The organism is Psychrobacter sp. CX97 (genome assembly GCF_057396285.1).
Genome location: NZ_JBXYJE010000011.1, coordinates 53,213 through 79,062 on the forward strand (window position 1 = coordinate 53,213; position 25,850 = coordinate 79,062).

General features: G+C 40.2%; 20 protein-coding genes. 7 read left to right on the forward strand and 13 right to left on the reverse strand.

From position 1 onward, the window contains the following. The first annotated feature begins 2 nt into the window (after positions 1-2). Positions 3-677, forward strand: coding sequence for a GNAT family N-acetyltransferase (locus tag AC2SLL_RS09665; protein WP_486531481.1), 675 nt, complete (start codon positions 3-5; stop codon positions 675-677). Between the two features lie 41 nt (positions 678-718). On the opposite strand, the gene AC2SLL_RS09670 is transcribed toward AC2SLL_RS09665, so the two are convergent. The 4 genes from AC2SLL_RS09670 to lon form a co-directional block, all read right to left on the reverse strand. Continuing rightward, positions 719-1,774 (reverse strand): regulatory protein RecX, encoded by a 1,056-nt coding sequence (locus tag AC2SLL_RS09670; protein WP_486531482.1) that lies wholly within the window; start codon positions 1,772-1,774, stop codon positions 719-721. A gap of 38 nt (positions 1,775-1,812) precedes the next feature. Beyond that, entirely contained in the window at positions 1,813-2,871 is a 1,059-nt protein-coding gene (gene recA, locus AC2SLL_RS09675; RefSeq protein ID WP_486531483.1) for a recombinase RecA, read from the reverse strand. Positions 2,872-3,402: 531 nt separating this feature from the next. Further along, on the reverse strand, positions 3,403-3,966 hold the full coding sequence (locus AC2SLL_RS09680) for a superoxide dismutase family protein (protein ID WP_486531484.1): 564 nt from the start codon (positions 3,964-3,966) through the stop codon (positions 3,403-3,405). Positions 3,967-4,601: 635 nt separating this feature from the next. Then, positions 4,602-7,238, reverse strand: coding sequence for an endopeptidase La (gene lon / locus AC2SLL_RS09685; RefSeq protein WP_486531485.1), 2,637 nt, complete (start codon positions 7,236-7,238; stop codon positions 4,602-4,604). 312 nt (positions 7,239-7,550) lie between these two features. On the opposite strand from lon, the gene AC2SLL_RS09690 reads away from it, so the two are divergent. Then, positions 7,551-9,041, forward strand: coding sequence for a Na+/H+ antiporter family protein (locus AC2SLL_RS09690; protein ID WP_486531486.1), 1,491 nt, complete (start codon positions 7,551-7,553; stop codon positions 9,039-9,041). A gap of 178 nt (positions 9,042-9,219) precedes the next feature. On the opposite strand, the gene AC2SLL_RS09695 is transcribed toward AC2SLL_RS09690, so the two are convergent. Both AC2SLL_RS09695 and AC2SLL_RS09700 read right to left on the reverse strand, forming a co-directional pair. Further along, a complete protein-coding gene (locus tag AC2SLL_RS09695) occupies positions 9,220-9,519 on the reverse strand; it encodes a hypothetical protein (protein WP_486531487.1) in 300 nt (99 codons plus the stop codon). Beyond that, a complete protein-coding gene (locus AC2SLL_RS09700; protein WP_486531488.1) occupies positions 9,516-10,136 on the reverse strand; it encodes a 5-formyltetrahydrofolate cyclo-ligase in 621 nt (206 codons plus the stop codon). Before AC2SLL_RS09700 ends, AC2SLL_RS09695 begins: the two co-directional genes overlap by 4 nt. A 348-nt stretch (positions 10,137-10,484) precedes the next feature. Between AC2SLL_RS09700 and fumC the strand changes: the two genes are divergently transcribed. From fumC to AC2SLL_RS09715, 3 genes are all read left to right on the forward strand, one after another. Beyond that, the gene (gene fumC, locus AC2SLL_RS09705) at positions 10,485-11,873 is read left to right on the forward strand and encodes a class II fumarate hydratase (RefSeq protein ID WP_486531489.1); all 1,389 of its coding nucleotides are present in this window, start codon (positions 10,485-10,487) and stop codon (positions 11,871-11,873) included. 832 nt (positions 11,874-12,705) lie between these two features. Next, positions 12,706-13,137: an ACP-like domain-containing protein gene (locus tag AC2SLL_RS09710; protein ID WP_486531490.1), complete on the forward strand. Its 432-nt coding sequence runs from the start codon at positions 12,706-12,708 to the stop codon at positions 13,135-13,137. A 1,174-nt stretch (positions 13,138-14,311) separates the two neighbouring features. Continuing rightward, positions 14,312-15,985 carry a hypothetical protein gene (locus tag AC2SLL_RS09715; protein WP_486531491.1) on the forward strand — a complete coding sequence of 558 codons (1,674 nt, stop codon included), beginning with the start codon at positions 14,312-14,314 and terminating at the stop codon, positions 15,983-15,985. A gap of 575 nt (positions 15,986-16,560) precedes the next feature. Here the strand turns inward: AC2SLL_RS09715 and AC2SLL_RS09720 are convergent. The 7 genes from AC2SLL_RS09720 to AC2SLL_RS09750 all read right to left on the reverse strand — a co-directional run bounded on the left by AC2SLL_RS09720 (position 16,561) and on the right by AC2SLL_RS09750 (position 22,906). Continuing rightward, positions 16,561-16,989, reverse strand: coding sequence for an Hsp20/alpha crystallin family protein (locus tag AC2SLL_RS09720; protein ID WP_486531492.1), 429 nt, complete (start codon positions 16,987-16,989; stop codon positions 16,561-16,563). Between the two features lie 454 nt (positions 16,990-17,443). After that, complete coding sequence (locus tag AC2SLL_RS09725) at positions 17,444-17,938, reverse strand: hypothetical protein (RefSeq protein WP_486531493.1); 495 nt, start codon at positions 17,936-17,938, stop codon at positions 17,444-17,446. Beyond that, entirely contained in the window at positions 17,916-18,944 is a 1,029-nt protein-coding gene (locus AC2SLL_RS09730; protein WP_486531494.1) for a DNA adenine methylase, read from the reverse strand. The genes AC2SLL_RS09725 and AC2SLL_RS09730 overlap by 23 nt, the downstream gene beginning before the upstream one ends. Beyond that, positions 18,937-19,935 carry a DNA cytosine methyltransferase gene (locus tag AC2SLL_RS09735; protein WP_486531495.1) on the reverse strand — a complete coding sequence of 333 codons (999 nt, stop codon included), beginning with the start codon at positions 19,933-19,935 and terminating at the stop codon, positions 18,937-18,939. Before AC2SLL_RS09735 ends, AC2SLL_RS09730 begins: the two co-directional genes overlap by 8 nt. Before the next feature lie 291 nt (positions 19,936-20,226). Next, a complete protein-coding gene (gene ybeY, locus AC2SLL_RS09740; RefSeq protein ID WP_486531496.1) occupies positions 20,227-20,799 on the reverse strand; it encodes an rRNA maturation RNase YbeY in 573 nt (190 codons plus the stop codon). A 352-nt stretch (positions 20,800-21,151) separates the two neighbouring features. Then, a complete protein-coding gene (locus AC2SLL_RS09745; protein WP_486531497.1) occupies positions 21,152-22,291 on the reverse strand; it encodes a PhoH family protein in 1,140 nt (379 codons plus the stop codon). A gap of 315 nt (positions 22,292-22,606) precedes the next feature. Then, entirely contained in the window at positions 22,607-22,906 is a 300-nt protein-coding gene (locus AC2SLL_RS09750) for a hypothetical protein (RefSeq protein WP_486531498.1), read from the reverse strand. 180 nt (positions 22,907-23,086) lie between these two features. Between AC2SLL_RS09750 and AC2SLL_RS09755 the strand changes: the two genes are divergently transcribed. Both AC2SLL_RS09755 and AC2SLL_RS09760 read left to right on the forward strand, forming a co-directional pair. Then, positions 23,087-24,415 (forward strand): FAD-dependent monooxygenase, encoded by a 1,329-nt coding sequence (locus AC2SLL_RS09755; protein ID WP_486531499.1) that lies wholly within the window; start codon positions 23,087-23,089, stop codon positions 24,413-24,415. A 145-nt stretch (positions 24,416-24,560) separates the two neighbouring features. After that, complete coding sequence (locus AC2SLL_RS09760) at positions 24,561-25,850, forward strand: FAD-dependent monooxygenase (RefSeq protein ID WP_486531500.1); 1,290 nt, start codon at positions 24,561-24,563, stop codon at positions 25,848-25,850.

The window sequence follows — 25,850 nt, forward strand, 5'->3', positions numbered from 1 at the left end:
TAATGTCTAAGCCCAAAGTTCGTCTACGTCAAGCGACGGTAGAAGACGTACCAGCATTACTGACTTTATTAAATCAAAGTTATCGTCTCAATGTGGGCTGGACCAATGAGGCTCATTTGGTCAGTGGCATTCGGACTACTGCCGCTGAAATCGAAGCGATGATTAATAATCCTAAGCATTATTTATTTGTCTATCCTGAAGTTTTTATAGACACGCAAACAGATAAGACACAAGAAACAGGAAAAGTATTGGCTTGTATTTCGGTCGAAATAAAAACAAATGATTTTAAAAATGATGATTCTAATGAGACTATTTTAGCGTATGATTCAGCTTATATAGGCACTTTTGCTGTTGATCCCATGCTACAGGGCAAAGGAATCGGTAATGAGGTGCTCTTTGCTGCAGAAACTTTTGCTGTCCGTCATTTAAATGGCGTTGTAAACAGTGCTAAGAAAAATAATGATAAACAAACAAATGCTGATAATGAATCAACGAGTCATCAAAACTTGGCCCATTTAAAAATGAGTGTATTAGAACGAAGACCCGAGCTATTGGCCTACTATCAGCGTCGAGGCTATGAATTGACGGGTAACAGTCAACCGTTTCCCGTAGATGGCAATAATGGCGAGCCAAAGTTTGATGACTTAAAGCTGTTGGAATTGGAAAAATGGGTTTGAAGAAATATGCTTAAAGAAATGGGTTTAAATAAATCGTGATACTAAAACCGACTATCAAGCGACTCTAAGTTAAAACCTATCGCTTGAAAGCATATGTCGGGTTTGAAGCCTCGATACTGTAAAAACCGCAATTGCTTTGCTTTTTCTTTAGGCTCAGTAGGAATAGCCTCGCCATATTTTTTAACCCGTGCTTCCACCGCTAATCGAAGCCAATCAACGCCCTCAACTAAGTCATTATCAGATAATACGTCTGCAAACTCTTCATTGTCATCCATTGCCATATCAATGAGCTCATCAATATTAGAAGGCATGGCGACTTTACGTTTGTAAAAGTCGTTCTTAATTCTTACTCGTCCATAACGCTTACGAATACCTTCTCGGATTAACATTAAAGCCGTACGGTAATCACTTTGATAGCCTTTTTCAGCAAATTCCGCTAATAATTCGTCAATCTTTACAGGGTCTTGTTCTTTATCAATAAGCTTTTGACGCAGCTCGCCTGCTGAATGCTCACGGCGTGACAAATAATAAAAAGCAAGCCAACGTAGGCGACTATTTGCCTTAATTGCTTCTTTCTCAGCTTGGCGCTGCTCAGGGGTTTTAAGATAAGCCTTTAAGGCCGCTGGTAGATTGTCTAAACGAGAGAGAGCATCGGTCTCACAGTGTTTCGTTTGAATAGTTTCGACTTCAGCTTGAGATGTCACTGTATCATTGCTACTTGCAGAACCTTCCGATTTTACCTGTGCTAATAGGTTTTTAATACTATTGGGATTTACCTCTTTTACAGGGGGAGTGCTCTCTATCTTAGGTTGATAAGGAGAAGCGGGATGAAATGTTTTTTGCTTTTGTCGCTCAGTGTTCTTAGAGTCAGGACTCTTTTCCTCAGCCTCAGTTTCCCATGGCTTTGCTGTATCTAAATTATCAGATACAGCAAAGCTATGGGTAGAACTACGGGTAGAAATAATAGGCGCCCGTAATTGTTGTTTTTGTTTCTTAATTTGTCGATCTTTAGGCGCCTTCCTTTTACGATAGTCTGAAGGTTTATTAGCACTATCAGGGTTCTCCTCCAAGATCTGAGCTAAGGTCTTTATCTCCATTGTATGTCTGTTTTCATCGTTATTCTTATCAGCTGAAATTATTCAACGTCAGTAATGGGTGTTGCAGTATCATCTGACACTTTTTCTTCTGGCTTCTTGTCATCTGCAACGGCAAGTTTTTCCGCCCGTATTTTAGCTTCGATTTCTTCAGCAATAGCGGGGTTATCCTTTAAGAATAAAACGGAATTGGCTTTACCTTGACCGATTTTTTCATCGCCATAGCTATACCAAGCGCCCGCCTTACCAACGACACCAATATCAACCCCTAAGTCAATCACTTCGGCTAAGTGATTGGTACCTTCGCCATAAGTAATTTCAAACTCAGCTTGGCGGAAAGGGGGTGCCATTTTGTTTTTGATAACTTTAACACGGGTTTGGTTACCAATAATCTCATCGCCACTCTTAACGGCGCCAATGCGGCGAATGTCTAAGCGTACTGATGCGTAGAATTTCAATGCGTTACCGCCTGTTGTAGTCTCAGGAGATCCAAACATAACGCCGATTTTCATACGAATCTGGTTAATAAAAATAACCATACAGTTTGAGCGTTTAGCATTACCGGTAATTTTACGCAGTGCCTGACTCATGAGACGTGCTTGCAAGCCCATATGGCTATCACCCATCTCACCTTCAATTTCAGCACGTGGCGTCAGTGCAGCTACCGAGTCAATAACAATCATATCAAGAGCGCCCGAACGAACCAACATGTCAGTAATTTCTAATGCTTGTTCGCCATTATCTGGTTGTGATACCAATAAATCATCGGTATTAACCCCAAGTTTACGCGCATAAATAGGATCTAATGCATGTTCGGCATCAATAAAGGCACAAGTGCCCCCTTGTTTTTGACACTCAGCAATAGCTTGTAAGGTTAGGGTGGTTTTACCAGAGCTTTCAGGCCCGTAAATTTCAACGATACGGCCTTTAGGCAATCCGCCAATGCCTAAAGCAATGTCAAGACCGAGCGATCCAGTGGATACCACATCCACATCAAGCGTGGCAGAGTTATCGCCCAAATGCATAATCGTATTTTTACCAAATTGCTTTTCAATTTGACCTAAAGCAGCTTTGAGCGCTTTGGCTTTGTTGTCATCCATAGTGATGTCCTAATTTTATTGATTATTTAAATAAGGTGTTATTCATTATAAAGTTTAAACAAGCTGTGAACAGTGCGACTAAAATAGATGAACCATTATGAGGTATTACAGTATGCTTAATATTATTGGCAAAAATTGCTTAAATAATAAGGAGGGTAGAGTGTTTCTTTTATGAGATAAGTATAACAAATTGTAGACGAGTTAATAGGGTATAAACGATACCAGACGACAAATATTGTCGCAAAGAGTAAAAGAGTGTAAGTCTAGTAAGATAAGTCAAAGAAAGATAGCCACTTCAATAGATTAAAGAGGATATAAAAATAACCTGATAGCATGGATACATGTGGGTCAGGGCAACTATATAGATATATTTCTCAATGAGTAAGTGTTACTGGTGTCCCGATTTTTATAGTAAATAGATAACTAAGAGCTGAGGCCAGAGTATAAAAAGGTCAACTAAAGTTAAAGTTGACCTTTAAAGGTAGTTTTTAGCGTAATAACTATTTACTTAACTTTTTACATAACTTTTAATTAAAATTTTTCAATAACACCACAGGCGATGCGGTCACCTGAGTTACCAGAAGGTTGACTGACATAATCATCCGCACCAGAATGCACAATAAAGGCGCGTTTATACACGCTATTGTTACCTGTCATGTCAACTGAAATGTCTTTATTTACAAAGTTCATAGACGCAACACCATAGTCGTCTGCAGTAACGTTAGGTAAGTCGCCTGCATGGCTTTCAGCGGAGTCTGGGTTACCATGTGGCTTATTAAAAGGATTAAAATGTCCGCCAGCCGCTTTACCCATGTTTGAACAATTACCGGTTTCATGAATATGAACAGAAACCGTTGTCCCTGGTTGAAAGCCAGACAATTTGCCAAACACTTGCACACCGTCTGCAACAGGGCGTAAATACATATCGCCAAGTTTGGTATTTTTCTGATCGAAAGCAAAGATTTGAGATTTCAAAGTGGGTTTAACCTCAGCAGGTGGACTTGCTTTAGGTGGGGTAGTTTGACATGCAGATAATACTAAAGCCGAGGTAAGAATTGCTGAAGTAGTGAATATCTTTTGGATATAAGATTGCATATAACACTCCTATTATAAGTTACTGATAGAAATTCATACAAAGTTAATATTAGCCGATAAGGTAAATAGCGACAGTTATTAACAGTCGTTTTTATTAATAGTTACTTTGCAAGAGTTACTTTTTAACTATTAGTTTTAACCGCTATTTTTTACGGTATAACGCTATAAATAGTGCACTAAAATAAAGTCGCAATTTTCTGAACCTAGAAAACTATAGCATCTGCCGTATTTGCTGATTACTATATTTAGTATAGCATTTAGAATCTAGAAACTATTAGTTCAAGCGTTGCAATACGTTATTGAATGTTAAAAGGGTACAGAAGCGTATATAAAAGGGGAGCAATAATATGTCTGTCTTATTCAATCCATAGTCAAAGAACTCTAAAATAAATACAAGGAAAACATGTGAAAGTACTACAATTGTAGGCTGAATAAGATGAGCACAGTAGCGATTTCATAAGTTCGGCGTCGATAGTACGGATTGACGATAGTACGGATTGAAAGGACACACGCAATAAAAAGCCGCTTGATACAAAATCAAGCGGCTTTTTATAAAGGAGTAAACAATGAGAGTTGCAGCACCGTTATATAAAAATATTCATATAAAAGACCTCATGCTGATATTAGCAGTCATATTAACTGCGTAGGGCTTTTTTTGACTTAGTAGTGTCTACGGTTACTTTAGTGGGCTTTATAGCTTTCGGCATTTTAACCAAAGCCACTTTAAGCACCTCGTCAATCGTAGCCACAGGCTGAATCGTTAGGCCTTCTTTCACGTTATCTGGTATTTCTACCAAATCACGCTCATTAGACTCTGGTATCAGGACATGTTTGATGCCGCCACGGTGCGCTGCTAAAAGCTTCTCTTTAAGCCCGCCAATACGCAGTACCTTACCACGCAAAGTTACTTCACCTGTCATAGCAATGTCTGGACGAATCGCAATCCCAGTCATGGCAGATACTAACGCCGTGGTTAATGCAATACCAGCAGACGGGCCATCTTTAGGCGTCGCCCCTTCAGGCATGTGAACATGCACGTCTTTTGATTTAAAGGTTTCATAGTCAATCCCAAGCATCTCGCCACGTGCTCGAACCACACTCATGGCCGCTCGAATAGACTCCTTCATGACATCACCGAGCGATCCTGTATAAACAAAATCCCCTTTACCTGGCATAGTTATGGCTTCGATCGTGAGTAGCTCACCGCCGACACTGGTCCAAGCCAGACCTGTGACACGGCCAACTTCGGGTTCCTCTTCCGCTAAACCATAGTCATATTTATGTACACCAAGATAATCATTGATGTTGTCAGCATCTACCACGACTGTCTCGATCTTGGCTTTCTTCGACGGTTTAACGCCATACTTTTCAATCGACTCACGCACCACTTTACGGCAAATCTTATTAACTTCGCGTTCGAGGTTACGCACACCAGCTTCACGAGTATAACGCTGAACGATGCTGTGTAGTGCTTCTGGTACAATCTCAATTTCTTCGTTCTTTAGGCCATTTTGCTTAATGGCTTTTGGTACCAAGTATTTTTCAGCGATGTTAATTTTTTCATCTTCGGTGTATCCGGGTAGACGTATGACTTCCATACGATCAAGTAGCGCTGGTGGTATATCCATACTGTTAGCGGTACAGATAAACATCACTTGCGATAAATCTAAATCTAAATCTAAATAATGGTCATTAAATTTGTTGTTTTGTGATGGGTCTAATACTTCAAGTAGGGCAGAGGCTGGATCACCACGGAAGTCTTGTGCCATCTTATCAATTTCATCCAGCAAGAATAGCGGGTTATTAACCTCTACTTTCGCCAACGACTGAACAATTTTACCCGGCATAGCGCCGATGTAGGTGCGTCTGTGACCACGGATTTCAGCCTCATCACGCACTCCGCCAAGCGCCATGCGCACAAATTTACGACCTGTCGCACGAGCAATAGATTCGCCCAATGACGTCTTACCCACGCCAGGAGGGCCTACCAAACATAGAATAGGACCACGCAGTTTTTTAACACGAGATTGCACGGCTAAGTATTCTAAAATACGGTCTTTAACATCCTTTAAGCCGTAATGATCCTCTTCAAGCACGGTTTCGGCTTTATCAAGTTTAACCGAGACCTTAGTAGAAGTTTTCCATGGCGTATCTAATATCCACTCGATATAGTTACGTACTACCGAGGATTCGCTTGATGCAGGGGGCATCATTTTAAGCTTTTTAAATTCTTGCTCTGCTTTTTTGCGTACGTCATCAGGCAAATTGGCTTCTTCAAGACGAGTCTGAAGCTCTTCAATATCATCTTCACCATCAAAGCCACTGTCACTGATATCTGACAGCTCATTTTTGATGGCTTTCATCTTCTCATTTAAGAAGTATTCACGTTGATTGTTTTCCATCTGGCGGCGCACAGCATCTTGGATATCTTGTTCAATGGACTGCTCAGCGCTTTGCTTGGCCAAATATTCAGTAAGTATATTAATGTGCTTAGCAATATCATCTTTTTCAAGCAATTGCTGCTTTATCTCTAAGTCCATTGATACACGTGTGGCTATAAAGTACACCAGCTCAAGTAAATCATCGATACGCTCAGTGACCCGAATGAGTTCACGGCTATTGCGCAGGCGAGCATCAGCGTAGCTTGCAAACAAGCTACGTAAAGCCTTCATTGTGTTATCTTGCTGGTTATCATCTAGTGGCAAGGTAATATCGCTGCGAACAAAGTCAGCCATTAACACAGCTTCTTTATCATCAGTGGCTTTTTTAATAGCGTCCAACCTCACTCGGTACTGACCCTCAATAAGAACCTTGATACAGTTCTCATCACTATCGTGTGGCATAGTACTGATAATGCGGCAAAGGGTACCATATTGATACAAGTTTTCTTGATCGATATCTTCCGTGAGCGAGTCTTTTTGAGCAACCACCAAGACTAAGTCATCATATTCACTTTGCGCCAATTCAATGGCTTTTACTGAGGGCACACGGCCAACAAACAAAGCGATTTGCATATGCGGATATACCACCACATCGCGAAGTGCTAATAATGGCAAGTGAGTAGGGTCATCTCGCTGTATAGTTTCATTGTTAGCATCACTGTCGTCAGCATTATTGTCAGCTGCCTCAGAAGGGCCTTGTTGCAAACTCTCTTCAGCTATATCTTGTTCACTGCGCTGTTCTTCTTCAATACTTTGTTCTGTTGTATCGATAATGCTTTCAATTTCGGCATCTAAGATTGGGTTATCAATGTTTGTTTTTTTATTGCTCATAAGTGTTTCCTATAGCAGAATGCAGGCATATGTAATAATAGGGTGCCCAGCTTGCTTTTAATGATCTTAATATAACTTAGGGTCTTATCTTTCTATCTTATCTCTCTAAATGGTGGTGGTAACAGAAATTACAAGTTTAAGGGTTACCAATAAGTAGCATGAAACCAATAAGTGTCATCAAACTAAGTTTCATCAAACATACTATAGACCCTTATTTGTGCTAAAAAATCAGGTAGAATGTGTGTCTTTTTTAAGCTCTGCTGTTAACGGGGGTTAAAAGCTAGAGGTTGTTTATTTATTAAAGGTAGATATATGATGATAAATGCGGTGCTATTAGCAGTAATTATCATGCTGGGCTTATCGCTTGCTCGAGTGCATGTCGTACTAAGCTTGCTGATTGGGGCAATGGTTGGAGGACTGGTAGGTGGTTTGGGAGTTGATGCTACATTAACTGCCTTTCAAGAAGGTATCAAAAATGGGGCGCAAATTGCACTGTCTTATGCCTTGTTAGGAGCTTTTGCCGTTGCGATTGCCCATTCTGGCTTGCCACAATCATTATCAAACAGTGTTATTCATCGTCTCAATAATCAACAAAAAAATCAACAACCTGATCAACAAAGTAACCAGAAAAAAGGCGGGAGTAAGGGCTCAATAAAGTGGATATTATTTATTGGCTTGGTACTGATGAGTGTGTTTAGCCAAAACCTTATTCCTATACATATTGCCTTTATTCCTTTGATTATTCCACCATTATTAATGGTTTTTAATCGTTTAACTGTAGATAGGCGTTTGCTGGCTTGCTTAATGACCTTCGGTTTGGTTACTACCTATATGTTCTTACCGTATGGATTTGGAGAGATTTATCTTGACCAAATCATGCTAAAAAATGTAGGCGAGGCAGGCTTAAATGTTGAAAATATCTCAGTTATGAAAGCCATGGCAATTCCTGCATTCGGTATGCTAACGGGTTTATTGATAGCGGTGTTTTTTAGTTATCGTAAGCCTCGGAACTACATGCACTCCTCTCATGATTTTACCTCTAGCCCTTTAACCCGACCTAAATCTAACTCATCTGAAGCCTCTGATAATTTCAACGAAGTTAGTCGTAATATGGAGTCAGGAGCTCTAAATATAAATGCGAATGGCGATGTATTAACCAACGTCGCCAGCAGTGCAACGCTGCCCAGTAAAGGCAAAACGATTATTGCCCTATTGGCAATAGTAACCGCATTTGTGGTGCAACTATATACCGATTCACTGCTATTAGGGTCATTGTTTGGCTTTGGCATATTTATGGCCACAGGTGTGGTGAAATGGAATGAAGCTGACAGTGTCTTTAATGAAGGCATTAAGCTGATGGCAATGATTGGCTTTATTATGATAACCGCCCAAGGTTTCGCTGAAGTGATGAAAGCAACCGATCAGATTGCCCCGCTAATTGATGGCGCAACCACTTTATTTGCAGGTAATAAAGGCGTGGCTGCCTTAGTGATGTTGGTAATTGGCTTAATTGTGACTATGGGTATTGGCTCTTCTTTCTCGACCATTCCGATTATTGCTGCGATTTATGTGCCGCTGTGTATGACGATGGGTTTCTCTCCTATGGCAACTGTCGCTATTATTGGTACGGCAGGGGCACTGGGCGATGCAGGTTCTCCAGCTTCAGACTCAACACTGGGGCCGACATCTGGATTAGGAGTCGATGGACAGCACGATCACATTAAAGACAGTGTTATCCCAACCTTTTTACATTTTAATATTCCGCTATTAATCTTCGGATGGATAGCGGCGATGGTGTTTTAAGAATGGGGGTTTAAATGGTGCTTAAATAAGCCAGACTCTAATTTCAAATGAAACTAATAAAGTGAAACTAATAAAGTGAATGCAATAAAAAAGGCAAGTGTGGCTGAGTCACATTTGCCTTTTTAATATTCGATTGTTAAAAATGGGTTTTATGACTGGTTTATAGCGTATCTAATCTTTATTCTTTGAATCTATCAATTTCACCGGTTAAATAACCCACTAGATCATCGCCACTTTCCATCAAAACTTTTAATTTGTCGGGATTAATTAAACGTGCCAATTCCTCTTCGGTAAACAGTTGCTCTTCAGGCGATGATGGACGCTGATTTAGGGTGGTATTCTTTTGTTCTAACTGTTGCAAATGTCTGTCCACGGTATCAGCACTAGAGAGTTTGCAAGCGTTATCCTCGTTATTGTCTATGCTATGGTTCGAGGAGTTTAAACTTGCTTTAGCAGGTGGATTATCATCAGCACTCATTTGAACCACCTTATTTTTTTAGGGGTAATTAACGCATGAAGCGGCACATCCCAAGGCTGAGTGTGTAGTTGTGGAAATACTTGGAACTCATAACACCAACCCACGCGTATTGGTTTTTTGCGATTGTATCTATAAGAGCGGGCTAAAGTAGTGTCATAAAAGCCACCTCCCATCCCCATACGATTGCCATGCTCATCAGCAGCAACTAACGGGCATAGTATTAAATCCATGTCTTGCACCCAAACAAGTTGACGTTGTTTGGATTCCTTCATACCAAAGCGATGACGAACAGTCGGTATATTAGCCAGCCTGCTTTGATGAACGGGTACAAAACGCATGGTTTTATTGCCTTTGCCTAATGTATTGACCACGGGGATATAGGCGCTAAATCCCATGCGTATGCACCAATCCAACAGGGGTTGTGTTGGCAGTTCACCAAAGCCGTCAATATATATACCCACCTTAGCACTTTTAGGCAGGCGAGGGGCAAGCTTAGGTAAATGACGACTGGCAAACCGACTCGCAATACGACGTTGTTGCTCAGATAGGCGACGACGCTGACGATTCATGTGTCGTCTAGAAGGGTTTCGAGGAGTATCAAAGGTGTTGGTTATCATAATAAATAGCGTAATTTGTTAATGGGTCGACATTTTGATGGGTTTTGATGGGTTGTCAGAATGCGTTTGTTATAAAGTCATGCTATCATAATTACGTTTAAAGCTTACCAAGATGGCGACATAAGCCAGTATAATAATATCTTTTCTATAAACTAACCTATCCTAGTTAGACTCGGTCAGGCTCACTGAACCTACACTTTGTAGCGTTTGATTTGTTGCATTAGGATTTGCCTTCCTCGATAGGTTAATTTCTAGATTTGGTATAAAGACTACCATAACAAAATTTTAAACATTCGATAAAGCCGAATAATAAACTTGATAAAAACTCGATAAAAAATAGGAGACATCATGTCAACTCGTACTGAAAAAGATACCATGGGCAATGTAGAAGTACCACAGGATGCCTATTGGGGCGCACAAACTCAGCGTAGTCGTGAGAACTTCAAAATTGGTGGCGAAACCCTACCTCGTCCCATGATTGAAGCGATGGCATTGGTTAAAAAAGCAGCGGCTATCACTAATGCCAGCCTTGGTCGTATTGAAGAGAGCCAGCGTGACTTAATTATCCAAGCCGCTGACGAAGTGATTAATGGTGGTCTTACTGATCAGTTCCCATTAGTTGTATGGCAGACCGGTTCTGGTACACAGTCAAACATGAACATGAACGAAGTACTGGCTAACCGTGCGAACGAAATTGCCGGCTCTGAGCGTGGTACTTATAAGCCAATCCATCCAAATGACCATGTTAACCATGCACAGTCAACCAACGACAGCTTCCCAACGGCTATTCGTGTGGCAGCAGCGCGTCAAATCAATAGCCTGTTAATCCCTGCGGTTAAAGCACTACGTGACACGCTAGACAAAAAAGCCAAAGAATTCGATAGCATCGTAAAAATTGGTCGTACGCATTTACAAGACGCCACGCCTTTGACTTTAGGTCAAGAATTCAGTGGTTATGTCAGCCAGCTTGATCACGCATTAACCCGCATCGATAATGCCTTACAAGGCTTATATGAGCTTCCTTTAGGTGGTACAGCAGTTGGTACTGGTCTAAACTCGCATCCTGATTATGCCGTCAAAGCAGCTGAACAATTAGCAACATTGACTGGCCTGCCTTTTGTGACCTCTCCCAACAAGTTTGAAGCTTTAGCTGCCCGTGACGCTGAAGTATTTGCTTCAGGTGCGCTAAAGACATTAGCCGCTAGCCTAAACAAAATCGCCAACGATGTACGTTGGTTAGCCTCTGGTCCTCGTTGCGGTCTAGGTGAGCTTGAAATCCCTGCCAATGAGCCAGGCTCATCCATCATGCCCGGTAAAGTTAACCCCACTCAGTCTGAAGCGATGACCATGGTTGTGGCGCAAGTTATGGGTAACGATATGACTATCAGCATGGCTGGCGCGTCTGGTAACTTTGAGCTGAACGTATTCAAGCCAGTTATCGCTTATAACTTACTGCAATCTATCAAATTACTTGGCGATGCGTGCAACAGCTTCAATGAGAACTGTGCAGTAGGTATCCAGCCAGTTAAAGATAAGATTGATGACTTCTTACATAACTCATTGATGTTAGTAACCGCGCTAAACCGTCATGTTGGTTATGAAAACGCAGCGAAAATCGCTAAAACAGCGTATAAAGAAAACAAAACCCTTAAGCAAGTAGCGGTAGAGCTTGATTTATTAACTGAAGCTCAGTTTGATGAGTGGGTTACGCCAGCCGATATGGTTCACCCTAAATAAATACCTTACTAAAAATTCGATTAGCTTCGTTAATCAAGCTCAGCCTACGACTTGTAGTGCTTTCACTTGATTGCCTTGCTACTCAAATTTTTTGCATAGGTATTCTATGTTCTGATTAATATTTTGCAACGTTGTCAGACTCGCTTACTGTACGACTTGTACAGTGAGCGCTCGGTAGATACACTTTTGGCTAGTAGCCGAGTCATATCTGACAAACTATAATACTCTCTTAAAATAGAAAAGACCTTGTCATTTCATATGGCAAGGTTTTTTGTTTGGGTCAGGGTTTATGATTTTAAGTTTTAATTCTGGAGCTATTCACGCTTTTTGCTACTATCTTGGTTTGAACGACGGCGGGCGCTAAAGCCAGTCTCGTTCCTGCGCTGCGATAACGGGACTGGCTAAGCGACCACAACGTCGTTCTTCACCAAGGATAGCCGCTGCAATCGTGGCTAAACCGCATCCCAAGGCCACATCATGAGTTAAGTTGGAGAATAAGTGAGTCGGTTAGCCTTCTAGATTTATACTCACAATATGTTTATCGCAAGTTAAGTTGGATCAGCAACATTCTATAAAGAATTAAATCATAGTACGTTACAGTTGATGTTATGTTATAACAAAACATTCTAATTTATTTACGCACAGACAACAGCGTAAAATTAAAAGTAATTTAATATATCGTCTCAATTGGCACTTAAGTAAAACTCAACGAAAAGCTATACCCTAATATAGACACTAATTAGAGGCTGTTTAAGTTTCTCTTTTGGTGGTAAAGGCTTGGTTTTATTTGAAGTCATTTATCATGTTTTATTCACTCAAAAGAGGTGTATTTATGAAGAAGTTTACAACCCTACTATCATCTGCAACAATTTTAGCAGCAACTTTAAGCTCAGTCTCTGCACTTGCTTATACAGACCAAGTTATGGATCCTGCACAAAGCCATGATACAGCGGTAAAAGTGAGACAAGTAAACTATACTTGCCAAAATAATGGCAAAATAAGCGTCAAATATGGATTTAATAAACAAAACCTACCGACGTATTCGGAATCTTATCTAAACGGTAAAACGAGATTTTTACCGATTAACCTTGGACGGTCAGACGATGTTGACACCGTATTTGGTGATGAAGAAAACTTTAGTATCATGAGTGATGCTCTACGTCTAGATAACTATCACAAATCAAGCGTCAACATTCAAAATGCGAACAGTGAGTTCCTTTATAAAGGCTGCAATGTCAAATCAATTAAGAAAATTAAAGGCTAATTTTTCTTTTAATGTTTTATTTCTTATCTAAAATAAAGGACCTTGTCATTAATATGGCAAGGTCTTTTGTTTAGGGTACAGTTTATATTTTTTAATAGTTTCAGCGCAAATCTCTGAAAATATCTAGAAACGATAATGCTAATTTTAACGGCTTTTAGGACTAGCGGTGACCACGTTGTATTACCGGTGTTGCTTTGTTCGTGGTAAGCGTGCAACTTTCTTAAGCGTCTGTAGAGAATTCAACTATGACAATGGTAGAGGCTGTTTTTTCGGCACTGATTTCGTCACGTTATTGTTGTTTTTGCTAAAACGATTTAAACGTAGCTGATGACTACTTTTCATCACGTTAATGATCGTGTTAACAGGTTCTTGGTGGTCAATTTCTCCTTCAATTTTTCCTTCAATTACCCAAAGTGCGAAATTCTCTGCTGAGACTTCTTCTGGATAGCGAATGTATGATGAATTGAGTTGAGTTGAACACTCTCATCATAGTTAGTCTCATCTCTATCGACGTATCATGGAGCCCCATCGCCTTCGATGGGTTGCATTAGCCCATTTGCGTCTTTAACCGCAAGCAATCCGTCAGTTAGATATAATAAAAAGGGTAACTTGCTTACTATTTGGTATGGCGCAATGGATTGTAGAACGCGTACAAACGTATAATGTTGGCCTTTATATTCTAGATCAATACCAAAATTTAAATTCGGTTCGTCTGGTTGTCTTAAGTCTGAATTATTGGTAATAAGCTATTGAGAATAAGCTACTGGATATAAACTATTTGGAATAAGCTATAGTTCCCATGTCCTACTCGATAAAAGTGCAAAATTAAACATCATTTTACCTGCTAGTAGGATATTTGCTCTTTGCCGAGGGACGAGGCACGGACATAGTCATTAAAGAACGCCTACGGTTGACTAGCATATTTCTCCCCTTCTTAAGAGCTCCGATATTAAGGCCAGTCTTTTGGTTCTTAGACTGTAACGTTGGGTTATGCGGGCAGTAAATGACGGACTAGTACTGCTTTTTTATGCCAATATTTTTATTCATCAGGCTCGTCACGTTCAGACCAAGATTTAGTGAAAAACTCATGAAGTGATTAGCAATGGCTATCTATTTTATAAGGCGACCTTTACACTCCATTCATAATAATTCAAACTAATTCAGGGTGTTAGAAATGGCTTCAAATTCTGTAGATGATTATGGTAAGACTATCAAACAGGGCATGATTGAATATCAAAGCAGTGGCAGGAACGCAGATGATTTGAGTGCTTTAGCACTGAGGTTGGAAGAAGTCTTCACGCAGTCCATTGCATTAAAGTCAGCGCATGAACAAGCAGGTACTAAAAATTCGAAAGCAAACATTATTAGCACTATTTATACTGAGCTTGCCGAGCTGAGCAGTCAGTTACCTGAGGATGCTTTGCTGGCAGGACTGGTCACAAGTTGGCAAGCTCGGTCTCGGTATAGTTGTGATAGCCCATTAAACTTAGAAGAGCGTGCTCAAGTTAATGCCAATGAAGTTCCGCTCCGGTCTCAAAGCTCAGCTTCAGCTAGTCAGCCCCAACTCATAGTTAGTTCAGAAGCAGGCAGCTCAGAAGCAGGTAGTTCAGAAGAAGGTAGTTCAGAAGAAGCAGCTATACCAGAATTAGTAACCTCACAATCCAGCTATATACCAGCATCATGGTTGCATGTCACAGCTATATCTGTGGTTGTGTGGATTTTGATAAAGCTACCTCAGTGGGGTTTTAAATCTTTTATTCAGTACTTTGATAGTGCGCAATATTATGTATTAGTAGCACCCGCTTTGGTTATCTTAGGTATTGCCAGTTATTTGCTATTTTCACAAAAAAAACCTGAAAAACAACGGGTTTATTGGTTAGTTGGTTTAATGAGTTATGGCCTATACTTACTCTTATATACTCTATTTGTAGAGTTGGGTTCCTTCTATAGCAATGATGACACAGTGGTCATGATGTGGTTGCATAGTCCTATTGTGCTAATCAGTATGCTAGGTGCAATTATGTACAGCCATACCTCTAAATCTTGGCAAGCTCGGGTAGCTTATCTACAGTATTTAAGTGAGATAGGGGTGTTTTCTATCTTAATATTGTTTGGTGGCATCATCTTACAAGCGTTTACTTTAATGCTGTTTGAGATGTCGAATACCCGAGGTATTGGAGAATGGTATATTGAAAATATGGTACCTCTAGGTATCGTGGCTACACCTTTAGTCGCCAGTCATTTATATTTTACGAGATTTAAAGAGCGTAGTCGTTTGGCGTCTATTTTATTGCAAGTTTTCTCTCCACTATGCGCAATTACCTTTTTGGTTTATCTTATTCATATGCTGTATACGGGTACGTCGCCAGTAGAAAACAGAGAAGCACTGATAGCCACCAATGGGTTGCTTATCGTGATTTGGGTAATGAGTGTTTATCATATTTTTGCCAGAAAGTCTTCGACGGATAGTAGGTCAAAAGAGGTCATATCAAGCAATGCTTTATCGACTCAGGTAACGGCGACTAGCCACTTTGGTTTGATGGATGTGTTAACGACTTTTATGCTCTTTGTGGTTAGCCTCTTCAATGTGGTTATTTTATATTCTATGTTTAGTCGGTTTAACGCACATGGTTTTACGCTTAATCGTTTTATTGTAACGGGTGTCAATATCTTAATTTTTACCCATCTTTGCCAAATTGGCTATCAATACTTTAAGTTGTGGCGTCATCCAGAAAAAGGTGATATTGCACTTAAAAAATCTATTGTCAACTATTTACCGATTTATGCAATATGGTCATTGCTTGTCGTTATTGTTGTTTCCATTGACACGATAAGACTGTCAGCATAACTATCAATGCTGATTTGACAGTGCTGAATCATCATCTGTAATGCGACTTATTGAAGCCTTAGACTCTATGCGGTGTGCGTCTGTTTTTTGGCATACTGCACTCGCCTTAATATGTGCTTTAATATGCGCTTTAATGTACGCTTCAATGTGCTCTTTAAAGCACTTATCACAGTACTTGTTAATGCGAACACCATCCTAAACTCCTGTTTAAAACCTGACCAAAATTGTCGTCAAAATCATGCATATAGCGCCGATTCTGTTAACCATAGGCCAAATCAAAGCTCATAAAATGCTACACAATCAAAATGACTCTTATGCGATTATGCTTTCAGGTAATGTTAGGTGTCATATTTGCCGTTAAATTGTATAGAAGGGTCGTGAATGTTAGATTTGATTGGTATCGGTCTTGGCCATTTTAATTTAACCTTTACTGTTTATAGAGATAAATTTATAAACCGTAAAAGGGCACATGAATAACTCATGTGCCCTTTTATTTGCAGTCTTGTTATTAATAGCCTTGGTTTATTATATAAGCCAAAATGACTACTAATAAAGCAAGCTACTTAATAGCGAGCTTATTTAATAGCAAGCTTTTTGCTTACTGCGCCGGTTTCTTTTGGTAGGATTAGCTGCAATACGCCATTTTCATAAGAAGCTTCAGCCGCATCTACATTTACTTTTTCTGGCAACTGGAAGCTGCGTGATACAGAACCAAAATAACGCTCGCTACGTAGCACTTTATTGCCCTCTTTCTGTTCGTCTTTTTGTTCAATCTCAGCGCTTATTGAAACAATATCGCCAGAAAGTGATAAGTCGATATCCTCTTTTGCGACACCCGGTATTTCAGCAGTCACGTAGAATTTATCGTCTTTTTCACTGACATCAATTTTAATTTTCTCTGCCGAAGGTAGGGCATCTCCGTGTAGAGGGCGCATATAAAAGCCAGGTACCATGTTGTCAAATAAGCTGTCAAGTATTGAGTTTCTAGTCGCTAATTTATTCATAATATTTACCTTATAGTTCATTAACTCATTGTTTATTATGTTGCTTTCTACAGTATCGCTACTGTCTTACCTATATAAGTAAGGATTAGTCTTAGAATTTCAAGAGGATGATATTAGGTAAGTTTTTAGTTGTATCGCTCAGATTTAACATCAAGTTATGACTCTACAAAGTCTCTAAAACCAAAAAGCATCCCAACTTACGCAACACTCATTTGAACGAGTTGGTGCTTACTATTTTATGAGACTTAGCTGTTGTATGTGTTGGTATTTCATGAGACTGAGCAGGGTTAATAATAGAGGGTTAATAACTATAATAGCTATTAAACAGGTATGTTCTAACTATCATATCCCTAGCTCATATCATAACTTGAATACTCTGATAACTAGCTTAACCCTAGGAGATGGCAATACAATGAACCCTCACAATAAGTCAACAAATGCGTATTATTCTTTATTATTCAAAGGTATCAATAGTGATTGGAAGTAAATCAGATAAAGGAATTTCGTAATAGGGTGCACCTTTATTTTGTTTTACAGGATAGTTTAGGATATCAGAGCGCTTAATGAACCCAATGATCTGTACTTGGTTGGGCTCAACCGTTTCGTTGTATTTAGTACCGATATAGATATCTTTTGGTTTGTCTTTTACATCGTGTATTTTGGGCATTAAATATTTAAAATAGTTTTTAGTCGCTGATTTTATTTCGACTTTTTTACCATTGATGATCATGTCACAGTCATCAACAATACCTGAGTCATCAAGCCCTTTAGCGGACTTGTCAATTTTAAAGTGTTGCTCAAGCCATTTACTGGTTAGCATCTCGCAGACAACGCCTCGCCATGCCTCAACATTGGTGTAGCGCCAGCGGCCCGCATCAATTTTTTTAAATGCATCAATTTGATCTTTGGCAAATTGTTTGTCCTGCTCAGTGACTTGAAGGGTTATCATGATTTGTATTTTCCACAATGAATAAAAACTCTTTATTGGTGTCTTTTTTAACCTTACCTGTAATTTGATAGTTATGCTTGCGCTCAATAACGTGTACCCTGCTTGAGTACTTATTTAATAGTGCTAGCAGGTCTTCTTTACTGGGATAGGATGAGTCGTTATAGCTTAAATACCAATATTTATAATTATTTAAATTAGAAAATAGAGTGTCAAAAAGCTCTATGGCAGTGCTTTTGTTCCTAAAATCATTCGCAAATGGCTGGGTAACGGTTGAGCAAATAAAGTCATCAACCAAACCATAAAACCCAAAATAATTGTTCATCGTACCCGTGTAAGGAGGGTCCAGATAAATAATATCTGCTTTTACTGTGTCGAGTAAATTAAAGATGTCATCATTATAAGCTTTGTTGTCTTGACCATTATCAAACACGGCTTGGTTGTAGTCATTCAGGTTGTGCAAAAAGTGATGTTTAAAAGATTGATTATGATAGGCGCGTCTTCTTTTATATTTGCGGTAGCTGTATTCTTCATCGCGCAGTTGTACTATTTTTTCCCAGTTTATAGTAAATCGTGAATAGGGCATTTTTCTGATCATAGATCGACGCATCAAAGCATAAGCCAATGATTGCTTTTTATCGCACGCTAATTGTTCAATATTATGTTTATATAAATCGAGCTCTCTACATTCTTGAGGGAAAAAGTACACCTCTGAATAGTTTTTATACATAAAACCTTCAAAAGGTTCGCCGCTAAAAATGACCTCAATGTCTGATTCGTCAAGCGTTGTTTCATTGTTTTCGATTAGGGCATTGGCAATGTGATAGTTTATTTTAAGGATATCGTTAGTATAAACCTCCATACCTCTTCTCTTAGCCTCATAACTCAAAGAACATCCGCCAGAGAAGGCATCGAATAAGGTGTTAACATCTGCTGGGAATTGGTCACATATCCACGATGCAATTTTTTCTTTATTGCCAATGTAATTGACAGTTGGGTACTTACTCATTTTCATTCATCATAATAATGGTACTGGCTATGGCTTCTGCCATTTTTGGCGGAACGGCATTTCCTACTTGTTGTTGTTGCGATATTCGAGTGCCTTTAAACACAAAGTCGTCCGGAAAGGTTTGTAGCTTGGCCAATTCTCGCACCGTTAGCGCTCTATTTTGCTCATAATGAAAGATTTTACGCATATCGCCAGTAACGGTAACAGAGGGCTTATCACTCGCATATTTGATGTATTTTCGAATATCGCCCGTTTTAGGCCGAAAGGGCTCAGGGATTTCATGCCTATCGCCACCGTCTGAGACAAAGCTCATTTTATGCAGCATTTGTTCGGAATGTGACATGGCAACGTGGTTAGGGATATCCGACTGCTGACCAGACTCTAGTTTCGGATAAGACGACAGTGCTTGACCTACAGTGGTATATTCATCGACACTTCTTTCAGGAAAAAGTATGGTCTGGTTATTTTTTGAGCCAATAAAAATAACGCGCTTCCTAACTTGTGGTACACCATAATCTGCTGAATTTAAAATCTGACAATCGACTGTATAGCCGAGTTGTTCAAAGTCTGAGATGATTTCTTGTCTGGTTTGACCTTTATTATGCGTGTATAAACGTGCCACGTTTTCCATCACAAAAAATGTTGGCTTAATAACTTTGACCACCCTAACAAACTCTTTAAACAGTTTGTTTCTTGGGTCGTCAATAAACTTTCTGCCGATATTACCAGCCATGCTAAAGCCCTGACATGGGGGGCCACCAATAATGACATCAATATTGGTGTGAGACTTTAAAGATGCCAGTTCAGCGTCTGTGACATCGCATAAATCTTTTTGTATTAACTGATGATTGGGAAAGTTGTGACGGTATGTCTCACAAAAGCTAGGCTCAATATCAACTGAAAAAACATTTTCAAAGCCTTTATTATCAAAACCAAGAGAAAACCCACCAGCTCCTGAGAACAAGTCAATGTACCTTAAAGTTTTACTCATAATTTTGTTTTACCTATTTAGCATGCCACAATGTTATTCGTTTTTAGGTCTGCATTCTGACTATATAGCCCCGATAAACATTAGGCTTATCGGGGCTAAGTATGGGTTTATATATCAAAAAAAATTGCTCGAAATTATCTAGCATCACTTTCGATCATAATTTCCGGCTGAAATTTTCGGCTGAAATTTGCATTAGTCATCGGGCAAATATTCTATCAGAAATAGCAAATGCCTGCTTTAAAAAAGCTAAGTGAATAATCCTAAAACCTAAGGGCATCTCCTTAATAAAAGCTACTTACTAATGTAAGGATTATTAATGCCAAGCTTTGCTAAGATAGCAATTTCGAACCCTTCCATTTCATTCTGCTCAGCTTGCCCTAATTCATGGTCAAAGCCCAGCAAATGTAAGATACCATGCACCAGTAAGTGTGTGGCGTGTTCGGAAACGGTTTTGTTCTGTTCCTTCGCCTCTGTAACCACCACATCATGGCAAATAATTAATTCGCCCAGTGGGATCGTGGGCATTTCTTGCAATATAAACGGTGGTAAATCACTTGGATAAGACAAAATATTGGTCGCATAGTCTTTGCCACGTGCCTCGTTATTTAGAGCCTTGGCTTGGGTCAAGTCCGTGATATACACGTCTAGCTCTTTAGGGGTGGCTAACCATAACTCACTGTCTAATTCTTGGTAATACGGAAAAGTTAAACCAGACTTTTGCTGTATATTCATAAAATCCAAGGTATTTACCAATACCTTTTGTAAGGTATCAGTCGCATAGCATTGCGAGATAAACTCATCGGCTACCAATGCGGAATAGCTGATATTGATAGTGGGCTGCGTTGCTGATTGTGAGATGGGCATGATTAGAACCTGTGTAAGAGATGCGTTGTGCTAGATACGTTGCCTATTAAACCATAAAGTAGATAATTACTCATCGTCAAACGAATACAGTTCTTTTGAGCACAAACAGTTATTTGCAGTGCAATAAGCGCTACCACGAAGATAGTTGCCGTTGTGTGAGGGACGAACACCGGACATAGTGTTGTACGAGCGCCTACTTATGATATGCTTATTTCTCCATATTGATGGAACTGCGATATTAAGGCCATGCTGTTTATCTTTTGGTTTTTTAAAGCCATAAAAAATCCTCCCAATCACATTTGAGAGGACGTTATAATGTATGTTAATGTTAGTAGATAAAGCCTACGGATGGCTACTTAGTTTGAGAAGCGACTAAAGCTTCGGCTTGTTTGCGCTCTTGCTCAGCAATACGAGCCTGTTTTCTCGCTTCTTTAAGAGCTTCTTGTTCTTCGTCAAATTCGCCATATGCCTCGACAATTTTTTGAACCAATTGATGACGTACTACATCTTTTGAGTCAAATTTAGTGATATGAATTTCTTCAATATTACTTAGGATTTTCATCGCTTGGGCAAGCCCAGATTTGTGACCACGTGGCAAATCAACCTGAGTAATATCGCCTGTTATAACGGCACGAGAGCCAAAGCCTAAGCGAGTTAAAAACATCTTCATCTGCTCAGGCGTGGTGTTTTGTGCCTCATCCAAAATAACAAACGAGTTGTTCAATGTACGCCCTCGCATATAAGCAAGCGGCGCAACCTCAATGACTTGCTTTTCGATGAGCTTGCCCACTTTCTCAAAGCCAAGCATCTCATACAGTGCATCGTAAAGAGGACGCAAGTAAGGATCTATTTTTTGAGTTAAGTCGCCCGGTAAGAACCCTAGTTTTTCGCCAGCTTCAACGGCTGGGCGAACCAGTAGTATGCGCTCAATCTCGTTACGCTCTAACATATCTACTGCACAGGCCACTGCGAGATAAGTTTTACCTGTACCAGCTGGGCCAACACCAAAGGAGACATCGGAGGTCAAGATGCGCTGTACATAACGCTGCTGGTTACCACCTCGAGGTATTATTTTGCCTTTACGGGTCTTGAGCGCAATTGAATTATAGTCTGCCGTTTCATCATCATGGTAAGAAGGAGTATCGCCAGTTTCCTTACTGTCGTTATCTTCACTGTCGTTATCTTTATTATCGCTAGGATTAGGGTAATCAAATTTGCGAGACATACTGGCTTGAATGATGAGGTGTAACTCTTCTGGTGTTATGTCTTCGGATGATCGAGCTTCATCAGCAAGCTTATTTAAAATATAATCGCCACGCTCAACGGCTATTAAATCGCCTGCTAGGGTAAATTTATGTTGACGTTGATTGATATTAATATCTAGGCGGTCTTGAATGTATTTTATGTGGTTATTGTATTCGCCTACTAGGGTTTTTAGCTGAGGGGAAGTTAGAAAGTCTAAGTTAACTTTACGAGTAACGGCGTCAGTCAAGTGAGAATCCTTTTATCGTTTAATTTTAATATGCTGTATGACTTTAATCTGAATAAGACAGGTTTCTATTTTTTACTATTTTTAAAATGGGGGCTTATTAGTTAACTAAAATGGTTGCACTAATAATAATAGTAACAGTTGTAACTAAGTAAATCCTAAAATTAAACAGCTTAATAATGAATTGATACAATTTCATTACATGACTAAAAAAAGGATTGAGATAAGCCTAATAAATGACGCTTGATTGAGGTTTATTTTTAGTTGTATTCAACACAAGTGATGTCTTTATCACGACAAAACATCTTATTAAACTGATTAAGGCACTGTTTTTACGTTAAGGCGGGCTTTACCTCTGTTAGTATCTTCAGCCTGATAAGTGCTTGTAAAGGCATTTAATTTACACATATAAACGGATTTATCTTTTTTCTCAGTTGTGTCTTTTTTGTTATCAGTTGATCTCGTGTTTACGTCTATAATAATAGGAACGGCAACAGGTACAGGTTGGGTTATGACACCAATATCTCCAACGTTATCAGTAGAGACAGGGGTAGTACAAGAGGTTAATAAGGTTAAGGTCGTTAATAGAGTGCTGGTAATAACGGTAAATTGTTTCATGTAGAGTACTCCAAAAAAGAGCGTATTTTAAAGCTGAGCAGCTGCTTTAGTAAATAATAAATTTTTAGTAAAAAGGGGTGATTATATTCCTAGATTAAACAGCATTAGAAGCTTATGATAATATCCATACCTAGTAATATGACAGTATTCTTCTAATGATATAAAAATCAGGCTAAACTTATGAAAGACACTGTATCATCAAGCTCACAAACAAACCAACAAAGCCAAAACAACCATATCAGCAATCCATATGCCATTACAGAGCAAACGGTATTGATTGCAGGTGGTGGTCAAGTGGGTTTGTCTTTTGCGCTACTTTTGGCCAGTAAAGGTATTGCCAGTACTCTTATTGAAAAGAATACCTACCCTGAGATTAGCCCAGATGATGATGTCAATCGTACCCATTATTTAGACAGTCGCAATATGGCGTTGTCACGTCGCACCGTGCAAATTTATGAAGAGATTGACTTGTGGCATGAATTGCAAAGCCATGCTTGCCGTATTGATTCGGTGCAAGTAAGCGAGCAGGGCAGTTTTGGTTATGCTGAGCTGAATAAAGAGGAAGAGAATGTTGAGTCGTTTGGTCAAGTGATAGAAAGTTCGTGGCTTGGGCGTAAGCTGTTGCTTGCCGTGCAAGACAATCCGCTTATTACCCTTGTTGATGGTGCTGTGGTTACGACGGTCCAGCAAACGGCAAAAGAGGTAACCTTAGTATATGACACAAAGACAGCCAGACAACAAACAATGACGGGCGCTATGCTGGTGGCTTGCGATGGCCAACATTCCACTGTGCGTAATCTGCTTGGCATCAGTGTCAGCACCTACGATTATGGGCAGACCGCAATTGTCGGCGTGGTGCAAACCGATACCCCTCATCAGCATGTGGCAATTGAACGCTTTAGCCCAGCTGGCCCATTGGCTGTGTTGCCACTGACCGACCCCAATAACCATGAACGTGGCGATGGTAATAACCCTGTTCAAGATGGTTACCGCCGTTCGGTAGTGTGGGTATGCAAAACGGGCGAAGAGCAACAGTATCTTGATGATGATGGATTGTATTTGTCTACGATGCAACGGGCATTTGGGCTACGTGCGGGCAAGTTTGTTAAAACAGGCAGACGGGGTGCTTATCCGTTAACCCGTGTGCTGGCAGAGCGTCAGGTAGAAGGGCGTGTGGTCATTATGGGAAATGCGGCGCACACGTTGCATCCTGTTGCGGGTCAAGGGTTTAACCTGTGTATGCGAGATGCGCATGTATTAGCAAAAATGCTGTCCAATCAAGTGCTACGCGGCAAAGATATTGGCGATGCGGACATGCTTAAAAGCTATGAACAAGCCCGTTTGAAAGACCAAAAACGGGTCATTCGCTTTTGTGATGCGGTGGTGCATGGTTTTACCCATCCCAACCCTGCGGTTAAGCTCATGCGCAATGTGGCGTTAAAAGCATTTGATAAAACACCGGGTATCAAGCCTTTGGTGGCATCGTATGCCATGGGTTTAAAGACCTGACGGCATAGGGTTAGTATTTTATATAGTTAATACCGTCAAACTACTTTTAAAACTTTTACAAAAAAAGATAATCGACTTTTTAACATTTTTTTTAGTAAACACCTCTCTTTTTAATAAACAACTCTTTTAATAACGGAAAACCACTATGTCCGTATTACCTCAAAATCGACCTACGAACACCCTTATTATTGGTGGTGGTATTGTTGGCGCTACGTTGGCTCTAAAACTGGCAATACAAAAACAACCAGTGACTTTGGTTGATGCCAGACCTGCTTTGAGCGATGAGCAATGGCAAGAAAAGCTGAGACAGCGTGATGCCCGTGTTTATGCGTTAAGCCTAGCGAGCATTGCTCAACTGCGAGGGGTTGGTGCGTGGCAATTAATCTCACAAAGTGGGCGTAAGGCGGACTACACCCAAATGCAGGTATGGCAACAAGATGGCAAAGGCGAGCTTAATTTTGGTGATGATGCAGTACCGCAACTACTGGGTAGTATGGTTGAGCCTTTTGTAATTGAACATGCGTTGGCTCAGCGCCTTAAAGCAGATGAGTGTACAGATTATATGACGGTAGTATCTGGTCATAAAGTGACTGAACTGGATTGGCTTGGCGAGCAAAAAGGTTATCAGGTGCGTTTGGACAATGGCGATACCTTACAAGCCAAGTTGCTCATTGGGGCAGATGGCCGTGGTTCAATGGTGCGATGTGAAGCAGGTATTGATATAGACTCACTAGATTACAAGCAAACGGCCATTTGCTGTGCGATTAAAACGCAAAAGCCGCATTTAGCCACTGCACGTCAGTTAATGCTTCCGACAGGAACGTTGGCCCTATTACCCTTGGCTGATATAACTGCTGAAGATCAAGCTAATCCACAGCATTGGCAATCTGTGGTATGGACTCTGCCAACTAATAAAGCAGAAGAGTTGTTGCAACTTAATACGCAACATGCTGGTTTGCAAAAGAATGACCTGATTAAACAAGAGTTGGCAGCAGCGACGCAGTATGCGCTAGGCGATATTGAACAATTAGAGTCATTGGCGAGTTTTCCACTCAATGCCCAACAAGCAAAGAGCTATGTCAAAGAGAATTTGGTGTTGGTTGGCGATGCGGCGCATGGTGTGCATCCGCTGGCAGGTCAGGGTTTAAACCTAGGAATGTTGGATGTAGAAGCCTTGGTTGATACGTTAATGACTGACTATAAACGTAGTGGTAACAAACTGTGGGGCGAGCTTGCAACATTACGCCGTTATGAGCGTGTGCGTCGTCCTCACAATAGTATGATGATGCATAGCTTTTCGCTGATGAACTGGCTATTTGCCGGCGATTTTGCTGCGCTGCGACCTGTGCAGCAAGTGCGTAGTGAGGGCATGTACCGAGTGGGTAGGATTAAGCCGTTGATGCGACTGTTTACGAAGCAGGCGAGTGGGGTTTAG

Excerpts from the sequence above, each read along its gene's own strand:
- AC2SLL_RS09665 (WP_486531481.1), top strand. The coding sequence starts at position 3 with ATGTCTAAGCCCAAAGTTCGTCTACGTCAAGCGACGGTAGAAGACGTA.
- AC2SLL_RS09670 (WP_486531482.1), bottom strand. The coding sequence starts at position 1,774 with ATGGAGATAAAGACCTTAGCTCAGATCTTGGAGGAGAACCCTGATAGT.
- recA (WP_486531483.1), bottom strand. The coding sequence starts at position 2,871 with ATGGATGACAACAAAGCCAAAGCGCTCAAAGCTGCTTTAGGTCAAATT.
- AC2SLL_RS09680 (WP_486531484.1), bottom strand. The coding sequence starts at position 3,966 with ATGCAATCTTATATCCAAAAGATATTCACTACTTCAGCAATTCTTACC.
- lon (WP_486531485.1), bottom strand. The coding sequence starts at position 7,238 with ATGAGCAATAAAAAAACAAACATTGATAACCCAATCTTAGATGCCGAA.
- AC2SLL_RS09690 (WP_486531486.1), top strand. The coding sequence starts at position 7,551 with ATGATGATAAATGCGGTGCTATTAGCAGTAATTATCATGCTGGGCTTA.
- AC2SLL_RS09695 (WP_486531487.1), bottom strand. The coding sequence starts at position 9,519 with ATGAGTGCTGATGATAATCCACCTGCTAAAGCAAGTTTAAACTCCTCG.
- AC2SLL_RS09700 (WP_486531488.1), bottom strand. The coding sequence starts at position 10,136 with ATGATAACCAACACCTTTGATACTCCTCGAAACCCTTCTAGACGACAC.
- fumC (WP_486531489.1), top strand. The coding sequence starts at position 10,485 with ATGTCAACTCGTACTGAAAAAGATACCATGGGCAATGTAGAAGTACCA.
- AC2SLL_RS09710 (WP_486531490.1), top strand. The coding sequence starts at position 12,706 with ATGAAGAAGTTTACAACCCTACTATCATCTGCAACAATTTTAGCAGCA.
- AC2SLL_RS09715 (WP_486531491.1), top strand. The coding sequence starts at position 14,312 with ATGGCTTCAAATTCTGTAGATGATTATGGTAAGACTATCAAACAGGGC.
- AC2SLL_RS09720 (WP_486531492.1), bottom strand. The coding sequence starts at position 16,989 with ATGAATAAATTAGCGACTAGAAACTCAATACTTGACAGCTTATTTGAC.
- AC2SLL_RS09725 (WP_486531493.1), bottom strand. The coding sequence starts at position 17,938 with ATGATAACCCTTCAAGTCACTGAGCAGGACAAACAATTTGCCAAAGAT.
- AC2SLL_RS09730 (WP_486531494.1), bottom strand. The coding sequence starts at position 18,944 with ATGAGTAAGTACCCAACTGTCAATTACATTGGCAATAAAGAAAAAATT.
- AC2SLL_RS09735 (WP_486531495.1), bottom strand. The coding sequence starts at position 19,935 with ATGAGTAAAACTTTAAGGTACATTGACTTGTTCTCAGGAGCTGGTGGG.
- ybeY (WP_486531496.1), bottom strand. The coding sequence starts at position 20,799 with ATGCCCATCTCACAATCAGCAACGCAGCCCACTATCAATATCAGCTAT.
- AC2SLL_RS09750 (WP_486531498.1), bottom strand. The coding sequence starts at position 22,906 with ATGAAACAATTTACCGTTATTACCAGCACTCTATTAACGACCTTAACC.
- AC2SLL_RS09755 (WP_486531499.1), top strand. The coding sequence starts at position 23,087 with ATGAAAGACACTGTATCATCAAGCTCACAAACAAACCAACAAAGCCAA.
- AC2SLL_RS09760 (WP_486531500.1), top strand. The coding sequence starts at position 24,561 with ATGTCCGTATTACCTCAAAATCGACCTACGAACACCCTTATTATTGGT.